Origin of the sequence: Sanguibacteroides sp. AM78-02pH3A (assembly GCF_027666085.1) — a bacterium.
In the GTDB taxonomy this organism is placed as follows: Bacteria; Bacteroidota; Bacteroidia; order Bacteroidales; family Marinifilaceae; genus Gabonibacter; species Gabonibacter massiliensis.
In genome coordinates this window covers 18,875-33,686 of the sequence record NZ_JAQEHX010000012.1, presented here as the reverse complement: position 1 = coordinate 33,686, position 14,812 = coordinate 18,875, and the positions used below count along the sequence as shown (strand labels likewise).

The 14,812-nt window shown below is 44.6% G+C and carries 11 protein-coding genes; 6 read left to right on the top strand and 5 right to left on the bottom strand.

Annotated features, from left to right (window positions below):
• Positions 1–9: 9 nt before the first annotated feature.
• The 6 genes from PGR74_RS13070 to PGR74_RS13045 all read left to right on the top strand — a co-directional run bounded on the left by PGR74_RS13070 (position 10) and on the right by PGR74_RS13045 (position 7,490).
• Positions 10–3,327 carry a DUF6443 domain-containing protein gene (locus tag PGR74_RS13070; protein WP_270517305.1) on the top strand — a complete coding sequence of 1,106 codons (3,318 nt, stop codon included), beginning with the start codon at positions 10–12 and terminating at the stop codon, positions 3,325–3,327.
• Positions 3,328–3,332: 5 nt separating this feature from the next.
• Positions 3,333–3,965 (top strand): imm11 family protein, encoded by a 633-nt coding sequence (locus tag PGR74_RS13065; protein WP_041504727.1) that lies wholly within the window; start codon positions 3,333–3,335, stop codon positions 3,963–3,965.
• Positions 3,966–4,258: 293 nt separating this feature from the next.
• Positions 4,259–4,711, top strand: coding sequence for a hypothetical protein (locus PGR74_RS13060; RefSeq protein WP_041504726.1), 453 nt, complete (start codon positions 4,259–4,261; stop codon positions 4,709–4,711).
• Between the two features lie 5 nt (positions 4,712–4,716).
• Positions 4,717–5,346, top strand: coding sequence for an imm11 family protein (locus tag PGR74_RS13055; protein WP_041504725.1), 630 nt, complete (start codon positions 4,717–4,719; stop codon positions 5,344–5,346).
• Between the two features lie 264 nt (positions 5,347–5,610).
• Entirely contained in the window at positions 5,611–6,120 is a 510-nt protein-coding gene (locus tag PGR74_RS13050) for a YfbM family protein (protein WP_041504724.1), read from the top strand.
• 170 nt (positions 6,121–6,290) lie between these two features.
• A complete protein-coding gene (locus PGR74_RS13045; RefSeq protein WP_041502996.1) occupies positions 6,291–7,490 on the top strand; it encodes an aminopeptidase C in 1,200 nt (399 codons plus the stop codon).
• 42 nt (positions 7,491–7,532) lie between these two features.
• Here PGR74_RS13045 and PGR74_RS13040 read toward each other — a convergent pair whose 3' ends face one another.
• The 5 genes from PGR74_RS13040 to PGR74_RS13020 form a co-directional block, all read right to left on the bottom strand.
• Positions 7,533–10,811, bottom strand: coding sequence for a golvesin C-terminal-like domain-containing protein (locus PGR74_RS13040; RefSeq protein WP_110688866.1), 3,279 nt, complete (start codon positions 10,809–10,811; stop codon positions 7,533–7,535).
• Positions 10,812–10,920: 109 nt separating this feature from the next.
• Positions 10,921–11,262, bottom strand: coding sequence for a hypothetical protein (locus PGR74_RS13035; RefSeq protein ID WP_041504722.1), 342 nt, complete (start codon positions 11,260–11,262; stop codon positions 10,921–10,923).
• A 51-nt stretch (positions 11,263–11,313) separates the two neighbouring features.
• The gene (locus tag PGR74_RS13030) at positions 11,314–11,943 is read right to left on the bottom strand and encodes a carboxypeptidase regulatory-like domain-containing protein (protein WP_110688867.1); all 630 of its coding nucleotides are present in this window, start codon (positions 11,941–11,943) and stop codon (positions 11,314–11,316) included.
• A 212-nt stretch (positions 11,944–12,155) separates the two neighbouring features.
• On the bottom strand, positions 12,156–13,943 hold the full coding sequence (locus PGR74_RS13025; protein ID WP_041504720.1) for a hypothetical protein: 1,788 nt from the start codon (positions 13,941–13,943) through the stop codon (positions 12,156–12,158).
• A gap of 9 nt (positions 13,944–13,952) precedes the next feature.
• A complete protein-coding gene (locus PGR74_RS13020; protein ID WP_110688868.1) occupies positions 13,953–14,801 on the bottom strand; it encodes an AAA family ATPase in 849 nt (282 codons plus the stop codon).
• Positions 14,802–14,812 lie beyond the last annotated feature (11 nt).

Here is a 14,812-nt window from a genome sequence, read left to right as displayed (position 1 = left end):
TCTAAGATCATGAAAAACATATATATACTTGTACTATTGACGGTGGCTTTTTTCCACGGGATAAAAGCCAGCCCGGTAAACGAGAATACCGAGCCTCCCTCCTTCACGACTACACGCGACTTCGTGGCGGAGAAAATATACATCGAACCGAGTAACAGCATTCCCTCTCCCCGAAGCATCTATAACGTGATCTATCTCGACGGTTTCGGCAGAAAACAACAGGTGATTCTGGTTAAAGCCTCTTCCGGCGGAACGGCCGACATCATCCTGCCCCTCGTGTACGGGGTACAGGGAAGGATAGAAAAAGAGTATCTCCCTTACAACAAGAGCGGAAACAACGGGGCTTATCACGATACCCCCACGACCGCGAGCAACTGGAACGCGTACGGCACCGCGGAAGCCGCTCATGCGTTTACCGGAACAGTGTACGACAACTCTCCCCTAAATCGGGTAATAAAATGCACGGGAGCGGGCAAAAACTGGCACGACCGCCAAAAGGGAGTATCGATATCCCACGGCTTAAACACGACCAATGAGGTTCGTCGCTACAAAATTTCCCTTAACGGTACGTTATCTCTTGACGGGTATTACCTCGCCGGCTCCCTCCAAAAGGAAACGATCATCGACGAAGACGGGAACATCACTGAAAGGTTCTCGGACAACCAGAACGTAATCGTGCTGTCGGCAAACACGGAAGGAAACTCACGATTAGAAACCTACAGCGTGCACGACGACCGGGGACTACTCCGTTATGTTCTTTCCCCGGAGGCCAGCTATCGATTGGGAAGCACGATTGACGAAACTCTCCTCCGGCAACTGGCTTACCGGTACGATTACGACCGCTGGGGACGAATGACCGTGAAACGTTTACCGGGTTGCGATCCCGTCTACCTGGTGTACGACAAACGGGATCGGCTTGTCATGAGCCAGGACGGTAAACAACGGGACGAAAACGCTAACAAGTGGAGCTACTCGTTGTACGATCCACGAAACCGGGTAATCGAAACGGGCGAAATCGTGTTAGCGGCGGCAACCACCCACGCCGCCTTGCAAACAGCCGCCTCCGCCAGCGAGAACTACTCCCCCGCCGGAACCCGTGCTCCCCTCCAATATACACGGTATGATTCTTACACGCCCAACCCTAACGTCCCGGTACTGCCGTTCGTCGCGACGCCAGGTTACCCCGAGGCGTATTACCCCAACGTTACCGGATGCGTTACCGGTACAAAAACAAGGGTACTGGGAACAAACACCTGGTTGACCGTGACTACTTACTACGACGACCGTTGCCGGGTGATCCAAACCGTGAACGACAATCTTCACGGTCAAAAAAGCCGGATCGATACTAAATACGATTTTGTCGGAAACGTGCTGCAACAACGGGAAAGCCACGGGGTAAGCGCCACGCGGACGGATATCCTGGAAACCGTGAACACCCACGACGACAGGGGAAGGCTAATGACCTCCGTCACGAAATTGAACAACGGCGTCCCCGCCACGACTATCCATACCTATGACGCTGTCGGGCGACTCGAAACCGTGAAACACGGGAACACCACGGAAACGATGACCTATAACCCGAGAGGATGGTTGACGGGGAAAGAGAGTACACCTTTTAAAATGAAATTACGTTACGATTCACCCCGGGGCACCACGCCCGCCCGTTATAACGGGAACATCAGCGAGTGGGAATGGCAACAGGGGACAAACACAGCCCTGATGTACGGGTTTACCTATGACGGGATAAACCGCTTGAAAGAAACAAGTCAATTCCTGAAAAACGGGAACACGTGGACGACCCTGGCAGACAACTACCTGGAAAGAGGCATTGCCTACGATCGTAACGGCAATATCAAAACCTTGCAACGAACGGCCAACGGGAACACGGTGGATAACCTCGTTTACACCTACACGGGCAACCAGCTGACCGGCTTAAACGAGAGTATCCGCACCACGCCAGACGGGGATATTTACACCCCGGGCAATGCCGCCACGGGCACCTATTCCCACGATAAAAACGGCAACATGCTAAATGACAGTCGAAAAAATTTGAATTTTGAATATAATGTTTTAAATTTGTTATCGACAGTAAAGACCGGGACAACTTTGGCAGTCTCTTATTCCTATCTTGCAGATGGAACCAAGTTACGGGTAAGGGATGCCGCCGGGAACGGTTTTGACTATTTGGGTTCTTTGACATACAAGAAAACAAGTGCCGGGTTACAACTCGAGTCGGCCAATTTCGGGAGCGGCGTGATCCGGGCAAACAGTTCCGCCAGCGGTGGCTTCGAGGTGAACTACTTCTTGACCGATCACCTCGGCAGCGTCAGGGTGATTGTAGATGACAACGGGAACGTGAAGGAACGAAACGACTACTACCCCTTCGGTGCCAGGCACGCCCGGGCAGATTACGCCCAACAAGACGGAAACCGACACAAGTACAACGGAAAGGAGGAACAAACCACGGGAAACACCGGGTTCTTGGATTACGGATGGCGCATGTACGATAACGCGATTGCCAGGTGGTGGGTTCCGGACCCGATAGCCAGAGAAGACCCGGCGGGATCGCCCCTAACCTACGCGTTGAACAATCCCGTGCAATTCATCGATTTCCTCGGGTTGGACGGTATACCCGTAAACGACGTGGATTGGCCCAGTTTTAACCCGAACGAGGACGTGATCGAGCTGGGCGAGGTCACCGTCACGGCCACCAGACGACGAAACCGCTTCTGGACGAGCGGACCGGCCATGTTTTTTCAACAACATCATTACGGGGATTACCGGGTACAACAGGGGTTAAAAATTCGTTGGGTGGAGAGCGAACATAACAAGAGCGTCGCCACCCTGCAATCGGCTCTGGACATTATAGGGCTGATGCCCGTCGCCGGGGAGATTTTCGACGGCATAAACGCGCTGGTTTACCTATGCCAGGGAGATTACCTCAACGCTTCCATCAGTGCCACGGCCATGGTGCCCGTCGCGGGATGGGGTGCCACCGGGGGCAAGGTGACAAGCAAGGCCCTGAAGGCTTTTAAAGCCGGGAACTTCCGGAAAAACATGATCCGGTTAACCGGCATTAACCCCGGGAAAAGCATGCAGGCACATCATGTATTCCCGAAGAAATTCCATGATAATTTTAAAAAATTAGGCATTAACGTCAATGACCCCAAGTTCGGGAGCTGGTGGGAAACGGGCACCCACCAGAAAAACTCGTACCGGTACAATCAAAGATGGGATAAATTTTTCAAGGACAATCCCACCACCGGGGGAGCTTATGGTGTCGCCCGGGAATTAGGTACTAAACACGGTTTTACTTTAAATTTTTAAACACAATGAAATTATCAGACTTATTTTCATTTGGAGACCGGTATAGTTCCGTGACGGTACAAATGACATCGACACGGGAATGGACATGGGCAGAGCCCGGTGGATTATGGGAATACCGGATGTTATTGACGGGAGATTACCGGGGGGCGGAATTTCCCCTGGAGTTCCGTCATTATAGCGGGAAACGATACGACGACGTGCTAGGAACAGGATACGCCTCGCTTTATTTAATCTCGGATCGTTTCAGGGAGGTACTGGAAAAAAACAATTTCACGGGATGGAAATGTTTTCCCGTCCGGCTTTTCACGAAAAAGGGAGAGGAAGTAACCGGTTACCAGGGATTTTCCGTCACGGGACGAGCCGGGAGAATCGACAGAGAAAAAAGCGAGATCGTGTATATCGAGTACCCGACAGGTATTCAGGAAGCTAATTACAAGGGCATTCACGTCGACATGGAGCAATGGGACGGTAGCGATATCTTTATGCCGGATAAATGGTTCGGGATCGTCATGACCCGAAAGGTTCGGGATGCCTTGTTAGCGGAGAAAATAACCAATATTCGCTTCGAGAATATGGCGGAGTATTTAACTCCATGTTACATGGTTACTCTTGCTAATAAAAATAACGATTCTCAATAAACCGCAAGCGCAACAAGGTTAACAACTATTCAGGGGACAAGTCAAACGTCCCCTGTTTTTATTTTCAAGCCCCTAAAACCAGATAACACGTGAAAAAACGTTCGTGTAATTTGGATTACGAGAATAATATCTTAAATTTGTTACCGATGGTGAAATAAAAACCAATATTGGCAGTGAATTAACCCCGGGTTATCTTAAATAAGATCACGATACAGGACTCCGCCCATAACGGTTTTGACGGACGTGTTACAAGATACGTTCTTTGACATACTAGAAAACTGGCGCCGGAGCTGATGCCCGTCGCCGGAGAGATTTTCGACGGCATAAACGCGCTGGTTTACCTATGCCAGGGAGATTACCTCAACGCTTCCATCAGTGCCACGGCCATGGTGCCCGTCGCGGGATGGGGTGCCACCGGGGGCAAGGTGACAAGCAAGGCCCTGAAGGCTTTTAAAGCCGGGAACTTCCGGAAAAACATGATCCGGTTAACCGGCATTAACCCCGGGAAAAGCATGCAGGCACATCATGTATTCCCGAAAAAATTCCGGACGCGATTTCATGAACTGGGCATTAACATCGATGATCCCAGGTTCGGGAGCTGGTGGGAAACGGGAGCCCACCAGAAAAACTCGTACAGCTACAATCTGAGATGGGACGAATTTTTCCTTGATAATCCCACCACCGGGGAAGCTTATGGTCTCGCCCGGGAATTAGGTGCTAAACACGGTTTTACTTTAAATTTTTAAACACTATGAAGTTATCAGATTTTTATAGATTCAGGGACAAGTATAGTTCCGTGACGGTACAAATGGAGCGGACTCGAGAATGGGAGTGGGCAGAGCCCGGTGGATTACGGGAAGGCCAGATGTTATTGACGGGAGATTACCGGGGGGCTGAATTCCCCCTGGAGTTCCGTCATTATAGCGGGAAACGATACGATGATGTATTGGGAATAGGATACCCCTCGCTTTACCTTGTCTCGGATCGTTTCAGGGAGGTGCTGGAAAAGAACAACTTCACGGGATGGAAATGTTTTCCCGTCCGGCTTTTCACGAAAAAGGGAGAGGAAGTAACCGGTTACCAGGGATTCTCCGTCACGGGACGAGCCGGGAGAGTCGACTGGGGAAAAAGCGAGATCGTGTATACAGATACTCCAAATGGAATACAAGAAGCTAATTACAAGGGCGTTCATGTCGACCTGGAGCAATGGGACGGTTGCGATATCTTTATTCCGGATAAATGGTTCGGGATCGTCATGACCCGAAAGGTTCGGGAGGCCTTGTTAGCGGCAAAGATAACCAATATCCGTTTCGAGAACATGGCAGAACGATTAGTACCGTGTTACATGGTTCGTTCCTGGAAGAAAGACAAAGACTCGTGATTAACTTCGCGGGTTACACGAGATTAAAAAACAATTCAGGGGACAAGTCAAACGTCCCCTGTTTTTATTTCCAAGCCCCTAAAACCAGATAACACGTGAAAAAAAACGATCGTTTATAGAGTCTTATGGGTAAATATTTAGCTCACAAAGTGGACCAAAGAAGAAGTGTACTCCGTTAAAAAATAAAATAAATACTATTTTTTGGTTCCTATTTGACAAAAAATTCTTATTTTTATAGTCTTTACTAACTAAAAAACAGTGCAAATGGGAATGATCGCGTCTTACAAGATGGTCGATCCGGATGTTATTGACCGTCTGCTTCAGCTGGATCATGAAGATTTATCTGAAGAGCTATCCGAAATCAATGAAGACCCTCGATACGAAACAATCGATATAGGCAAAAGTTGGGACGGACTTCATTTTTTACTTACCGGAAAATCGGCCGTGGTTCCGATGAAAGAGAATCTCCTGAGTGAATCCATCGTAGGTTCACACCTGTTCTGCGAGGACGAAGACAATGATTTTGTCGCTTATACCCGATTCGAGGAGTTGGAACCTCTCATCTCAACCTTTAAAAACATAAACAAAAGAACCCTTTACAAAAAGTTTTCCCCGGATCTTTTCTCCAAAAGCAAGATCTACCCGGATATATGGAATACCAAAAACAAAGCCGAGTTGTTCGAATTTTTATATGAAACCGGTTATAAAAAACTATTGAGATTTTACCGGAGCGCTCTCAAACACAAAAAATGCATCATCGTGACGATTCAATAACAGATTATTTGAATACTTCTTCCATGCTTTGGAAAAAATACAATTTTCTCATCCCGGATTCTATATCATTGCAGATGCCGTTAAATGGAAGAAATTGTAAAAATAAAGCGGTATATCCTTAATTTTTTTGATTACCTTGCACCCGCAACAATAAAAAAAAATTATCCGCTATGATTAGAAAGTTTTTACTGATGGCCGTGATTGTTTTCACGGGTGCAACAATGCTTTTAGCACAAAAACAGGGAGGTCCCCGTTCCGGTTACCAATTCGAAACCATTGCCGATCTTAAAACCACGCCGGTGAAGGATCAACAAAGTGTAGGTACCTGCTGGGATTATGCCGCCCTCTCCTTTTTGGAATCCGAACTATTGAGAATGGGAAAACCGGAATACGATCTTTCCGAATTATTCGTTGCCAAAAATACTTATTACGAAAAAGGAATCCGTTATATCCAATTCCACGGTTCAAATAACTTCGGAGAAGGAGGACAGGCACACGATGTCATCCTCATGATTAAAAAATACGGTATTGTTCCGGAAGAGGTATACACGGGACTCCAATACGGCAGGGATTTTCACATCCACGGCGAATTGGTCGAAGCTCTAAAAGGGATGTTGGACGGTATCAATAAAAACCCGAACCGCCGTCTTACCCCAGTTTGGCCAAAAGCTTACGAAAGCATTATCGACACCTATTTAGGAGCGACCCCGGAAAAATTCACCTACAAAGGGAAAGAATACACCCCAAAAACGTTCGAGGCTTCTTTAGGGCTCAATCTGGACGATTACGTGGAAATCACCTCCTTCCAGGAATTTCCTTTCTATACACAGGTTGTACTTCCCATTCCCGACAACTGGGCTCACGGTGTTTACTATAATCTTCCGATCGATGAATTGATCGAGATCATGAACAACTCTTTGAAAAAGGGATATACCGTATGTTGGGACGGAGATGTCAGCCACAATAGTTTTAACCACGGAGCCGGTTTAGCCATCTTGCCGACCGACGAACCTTCCGAAATGATCAATGCCGAAATCGACAAATGGCAGACATTAAGCGAAAAAGAGAGAAAATCTAAAATGTCCTCTTTCGAAGAACCCGTACCGGAGATGAGAATCGACGATTCAAAACGTCAATTCAGATTCGACAACCGGCAGACGACCGACGACCATTTGATGCATATCACGGGCCTATTGAAAGACCAAAACGGCACGCTTTACTATAAAACCAAAAATTCGTGGAATGCAGACAGTAATCCATTCGGCGGTTATCTTTACATGTCGGAACCGTATTGCCGTTTACAAACCGTGGCTATTATGGTACATAAGGACGCCATCCCCAAAGCGATTCGAAAAAAATTAGGACTTTAATCCGATAAAAAAACAGCATCTTCCAGATGCTGTTTTTTTATTCTAATCCATTTTTACCCACTTCACGGCATCCGCTATTATGATTTGACTATAAGATGATTTATAGTGCGTATACCCTTTCCACGTGGTCAAACTACGTACAGTGGACCAAAATTCCCCCTCCTTCTCTTCCGATTTCCCTCTATCATCCAAGGAGACTCGTGCCAATCCCTGTTCCAGATAATAGGTACCCAGCGATATCCACCCGGAGGTTCTTCGCGTCGGTCGTATGACAACTTCACGCTCGGCTTTACCATCATACACAAAATAATGGACGGGATTACGTAAAGAGGACACGCCACGGGAACCCGAACTTTGATATGGTACATGATAAACAAATATTTCATAATTTCCCGCCTCCTTAATATCGACTTCCCATATCGCTTTACACTCTCCGTTACCTACCAATTTAGCGTAAGCATCTTTCACGTATTGTCCGTAACACTGCTTGTCCACCAATTTTGCCCAATTATTGGCAGAGAATCGATTGTATGAATACTTATCTTCTTGTTCTCCTTTAAACCAACGGACAAGCTTCTTACCGGACAAATACTCCAAATGAAACCCCTTATCCGTGTTATCCACGATAATCTCTCCCGGTATTGACTGAAAAACGAGAGAATCGGCATCGTATATACCCGGAACGGTGTCTTTTGAAAAGTGATCGCTGATTCTGAAAAAATCATACTGAAATTCCCCCGGAATGTTCGCCGACACCCCGGTATTAATTGTCAACCGGCTTATTTTGCCTGAAATAACAATCTTTTTACTCTCTCCCTTTCCAATTAAATAGTATAAACTTCTCGGCCGGTTATTTTCTGTTACCGAGACCTCGATAATACCGTCACGCTTCCCGGAATTTCGAATATAAAAACGGATGAACTTCTGCATTTCGTCTTCACCCTGAACAAGCTGAACATTCCGCACGGCGAACAAAGGTAGAGATGAAGATTCATACCATTCCCGCAAAAAATCCTCTATATCAACCCCGAACTTCTCTCGCACTTTAGCTATAAACTGCCCGTACGTGTATTCCTGAAAAGGTAAATCCCTAAACGCTTTCCAAAATTGTTTTACCGTTTCCGGAGAAGAGTAAAAGATCAAGTAGTTTTCTAACGATTTACTTTTCAACCTTACGACCTCGTCCAAAACTTCTCGTTTCAAAGTCCGGTCCCTTAAAGCCATCTTAAAAGAAGCTCCTCCCCGCAAATAATAACGAGCCTCCAACAGATCGGACAAGCTAAATTCGTATTCAGACCGATCTTTTATCGACGACTGTATACAATTCCCCATAACCGCATCCAAAACCGGAATTTCCGAAGAGAACACCGATTTCGGTCGAAAAAGAGGATATATAAAATACCGGCAACCATAACCATAATTATTATTATCAGACGAAAACATGAACCTGCGGTAAAGTTCCCCGAATCTTCCGTTATTTTCCCAAAAACGGCTCAAAAACGAGAGGATGGCCATCGGACTTATCCCTTCCTTTTCCCTATCTTTAGCCGACACCGGACAAGCTTCTTTACCTTCCGGAAAAAAAAGCATCTCCGGCTGAACAAATTCACTTGAATTTTTCCAGAAACGGTAATAAGCAACCATAGAAGGAGGCGTTTCTATACAATAGAAATTTTTATACGGATATAGCACTTTTTTTATCTCTTCCAACCGGGAAAAAGCATTAAACACGAATCGATCCGAGTCATAAGGAAAAATATCGTGTCCTTTAAAATGTAGAATCGAAAACTTCCAATCTCCGATCTGTTCCGTTTCTTCTTCAAAAGGTCCCGTACAAAGAGTGATTCCGGACAAGCATTCCGGAGAAGAGAAACAAACCGTGTCTCCGTGAACAGACATTTTCCCCTGCGACACGACTCTATCATCATTTGCAGGGATCACCCGAAGCGAAAAAAGGGATTTATTCCGTATCGTCTCGTAGGGTGAAGAGGGATCCGCCGGAGGATAAATCACCGGATACCAAAGACATTCAGGTAGTAACAAGGTATAATTCGAATCTAAATAACAATAACGACGACCGGGCACAAACGACTGGATTTCAAAGCTCGGGTAAAAATACTCTTGATCCGGAATATCCAGGTAACAGATCCGCTCGTCTATACTTCCTTCGTATTCCATGTCGAATACGGCCTTTTCACCGGGAGACAAGGTCGTCTCTAAAATAATTGCCTGATGTTCTTTCCGAAAGACGACCATTTTACCGTCCCGTTCTATTCGGACCACGTTCAGAAAAGGATTCAGATAAAAAAAAACACGAGGCAGACCTACACGACTGCAATTCTCCAACTCGAGCCGACTTTGCATTTTCACCCGCTTTCCTTTCAAATGACAAATTATATCATGAGAAAGTAATGCCAAACAAGCAGAAGAGGGATATTTCAAATAAGTTTGTCGATAAATTTCCCGAATCTCTTTTTCCTTTTTTACACCGTACACCGGAATATACCCTATTCCCAATCCGCACAAGACAAGAACCAAACCGGATAAATGAAATCTTATCTTCCTGCTCTGTCGATTAGGTAATCGTTTTATGAAACCGACAGCGCTCACGAGTGCCCCAGTACCTACCAGTAAGAAAGAAAAACGTTGAACCAAATATTTCCATAAATCGAAATGTCCCGTTATACCTGAAAAACCATTCGGCAACATCCTGCCGTACAAATCTAAAAATTCCACCGGCTTGGCATAAACGAAAAAAAGATACAGTAACCCGAATAAAAACAAAACCGGAAAATAACGATTTCTAAAAACGGCGCAAACCCATACACAAATCCCCAGCATAAACACGAACGCGGGAATCGTAAAAGAAAAAAAATAAAAAAAATAAAGCCTCAAATCGAAGGGAGAATCACTCGCAAAAAGATGGATAAAAAACGCCACTCCCATGACGATCAAATTCATTCCCATGAGAAGTACCGTTATTCCTCCGATTTTACCTATAAAATAATCCCGGTTATCAAACGAGCGTACCATTACCGTTTCCAAAGTATCTTTCTCTCTCTCCCGCCCAAAAAGCTCCAACACGATAAAAACAACAAGTAGTGATAACCAAAAATTAAACAAGTAAGCATTCATCAAAGGAAAAGAACTGGGCAAAGCAACCATCTTTATATTAAAGGGCTTTAAATTGCTTTGTAAATAAAAATGGTAATATCCTATAAACAAAACAGCCAATACAAAGAAAATATTATATATCCAGTTTCTTCTCCCGATTTTTATCTCGTATCGAGTAACAAGCATTATATCTCGAAAATTGATCATACGAAACGAATTGGCTTCTGACAAAAAATTAAAAACACTCACAGGGAATAAACAAAAAAGAACCTATCTCTCTTTATTCATTCCCCTTTTACAAATCCATTTCTGACGGTTATTCCCTCCACATATATACATCTTTATTCTCGAATCTTCTTCCTGTTACTTTTAAAGACTCTATTAATTCCTGATAATTATCTTTTGAAAATTTCACATCGTAATACTTCACCTCTTCCTCCAATAAACCTTCAAATGTAAGACTATAATATCCATCTACCTCCGTGAGGTCCACGACGAGATCATTATAAACGACTCGAACATCCTCCAAGGGTTCCAATTCGTCATCATCATAAACAATACCAGATACAATACCATCATAATACTTAGAACCGACTACAAATCCAGTTTCCACAATAAAAAAAGAGAGCATAATCACGTAAAATATCATCTTTTTCATAACATTTGTCTTAAAAATTAATAATAAAATATCTCTCAAAAGAATGTGTTTTCATTCTTTATCAGAAGCCTCTTTTTGCATTAAAAGATCCGGAGCGTTCATAATACGACCCAATGATTGCAAAACCGTATCAATGGAAACCTTAGCGTACCCTGATTTAGTAAAAACCATTTTTTGTCTTTTATTACCGCCGACAAAAGAGACCAGGTAGTTCCCGCACGTCGAAGTGGTTGAGACGCGTATGTTCATGCAAGTTACGCCTACTCCGGAAAGCGGTTCTCCGGTTTCGGCATCTTTTACCTTTCCCCGGTAAATAACCTGTTTCACCGTATCTATATTTAATAAAACATCAGGCAAAACGATTCTCCCCTTCCCTCGTTTTATCCCCCTTTTTATCGTGTCTATCTCTTGTGATTTTCGTTTATACCCTACAATAGAATAGCGAATCTCCGCAGATTTTTTTAATTTTAGAACAGGTAACCGATAAAACCCGCTCGGATCTGTTTGTATCGATTCCTTTTTTTTACTTTCAGGATCAAAGGTATACACCTTCACATCAGCCAAAGGATCTCCTGTTTCGGCATCTTTCACGTATCCTTCGTATGTGGCTTCACGACTTCCACAACTCACGGATAAAAGGATACATGCCATTCCTATCAGCCTGTAAACACTTTCATTCATCACGAAAATTTTAAATTAATACATAGATTCCCGTCTCCTTGTTTTTTCAAAAAGGAGATTTACGAGAAAAAACAATTACTCGGAATTTACCCCATAAGACTATATTCTACTTAGTTTATAACATATTTTTTACAAATATAAAAATAATCACAAATAAAAACAAAACAATATTTTACAATAGAGATATATTAATAAAAATACAAAAAAATCATCTAAAAAGAATTAGCATCTGCTATGGAAGAAAACTTTTTCCGGATCCACCGAGAGAGATGAGTTGTAATTTCGGCCCCGGAAAAAGGGATAAACTCGTCGTACATATCCGCCTGATCAAAATTATCGATGCCGACGGAGAGTACTTCAATGCCCCGTCTACGTCCTTCCCGAACCACTTCCCACACGTGTTCCCGGGCATTCTCCCCGTCATACCCCGTGGCAGAAGGGGCTCCGTCGGAAATCATAAAAAACAATTTGTTTTTTGCATCAGACTTAAATTTATCAAAGCAATAGAGCATAGCATAACCGTCGGCATTGGCATTTAAGGCTGACTGTGAAAACAATTTTCCCCACTGCAATTTTTCTCCGTTCTGGTAAAAACGCACAATCTCTATCTTCTCCGTATCACAACGATGGCCATAGATAGAGAAACGAACGAGGTTGGGATATTTGCTGAAGGCCAAAGCGAGAGCCAATGAGATAACCGTCTGCATTTCGATCTTATCTCCCGTTACCATAGAACCGGACAGATCGAGCAGTATGACGACTTCCAGAATGACCGAAGAAGCATACTCTTCTTCTTGAAAAATATAACGATTATAACGCACCTGATACAATTCGTCCTCATCCAATTCACCGGAATCCTGTTCGTAAACAGTTCGGACCCGATCCATTTTAGCCGAGAACATGGAGAGACTCAACCGTATCCGAGCCGCAAATTCCTTAGCCCGATTCAGTAAGACTTCCGAAATTTGGGCATCTTCCGCTTCCACCTCCTCTATCCGGTCACAACAACCCAAATTTCCTTTCCATTCCAATTGGGAACGTTCAGAAGAGACAAAGGACTGATTACTAAATAGAGGTTCCGAATTTAAGGTTTTCCGCATATCCCGAATGACAGACTCCGCCATTTTGATTTGTCGGTCCGTTCTAAAATCTTCTACACCCCTGAGTACGTTTTTCATCTCCTGCAAACAAAAGTTATCGGGACAAAAATCTTCCTGCCGAAACAACCGGGCCAATTCTCCCGCGTATTTCTCGACATCAGCGTACGTCAAATCGGCGTATTCCTTTATTTCGTTCAATACCGAATCCACCTCCTTCACCTTCTGTCCATTTGCCGGGAAGGACAACACCTCACGCCGATAAGAACCGAACTCCAGAATATTCGGATACAATATTTTAGAACATATATAATCCAAAAGAGCCTCGGATCCGTCTAACCCGTTACTTTCGTTACCCTCCCCCGGGCCGCCGTAAAAACCGACTTGCTCTTCTATGGCATTTATCCCCACGGCCATATCCAAACGACGGGCTGCATAAAGATAAAAATGATATCCCGGAAAATCCCTGACTAATTTAGATTCCACCCGGCGGTCTTCCAGCATATGAATCAACTCATACTGTAAATGAGTATATCTCAAATCTTTCGAATCTAAATGATTGATCTCCTTCCCGGTATAAACCATATGTGCCATTTCATGCACGAAATGACCGAAAAACGAATATACTCTTATCTCATCGGAAAAAGCCAACCGCAACAATTTCAGATTCAACGCGATCTGCATAGGATTCATTGCCAGACCCGGGGCTTTATTGGATAAGATCATTTTAGGAATCTCTCCGGTAACATGATATGCTATCCGGGCACAAACGGGGACCAAGGTCAAAATATCGGTCGTACCGAGATTCCGGTCGACCAAATTCCGGGCCCGCGGAAAGTTTCCCCACCAATCCCGATCCATGAATTGCTCCTCGTATATTTCCTCTATTTTTCGAAAATCCATCAGAAACCGTTATAAGGCTTGAACCAGGGAGCGGGCCAATGTCTCTTCCCCGGTAATGAGATAATTCGTCAAGATGACTTTTTCAATGATTTCATTCAACCGGTACCCCAAAGGCAGATAAGCCGCCGCATCCAATACCTGACGGGTAGACAGGGAAACGGAGAGAGTCTCCCTCCGTTCCGCCAACCGCAATATTTCCGCCACTTTAGTCAATGCTCCGGCCGCTTCTTTGGACACTTGGGGATAACGATCTAAAATCAGGTCTGCTTCTTCTGCCGGAGACAGGTAATCGAGCCGAACCTTGATAAACCGATCTTCAAAAGCCGTATCCAACCGTTGAGTCGAAACGTAGGCAAACCCCACGTTTCCAGCCGCCACAAACAAAACATCCTCTCCTTTATCGTACCGCATACCCGAATCCTCATCATAAATGTAAGACTGCTGCCTATCCAGTATTGTCATTAAAAAATTGGCAGCCACCATCGGGATCCGCGTCAGCTCATCCAAAAATATCAACGTCGGACGGGAAGAGGTAAAAGCTTTAAAAAATTCGGAACGAACAGCTTTTGTTTTTCCGTCATCTCCGATAATCAATCCCCCGACAAACATCTTCTTAGGTTTAAAGGCCTGGCCCATGTCGAAAGCAAAAAAATCCATTCCGGTAGCTTCGGCCAGCTCCTTGGCGACCGATGACTTTCCACAGCCTTTGGGGCCTAATAAAAAGGGATATTTCTTTAAATACAACGTGTGACACAGAAACTCCCACGTCTCTAAAGGAATATACAGATCTTCCGAATGTTTCGGAGGAGAAAATAATATCATGTTGGTTTGCCTCGGCACACGTGTTTTTTCCGTCATTTTTCCCCTAT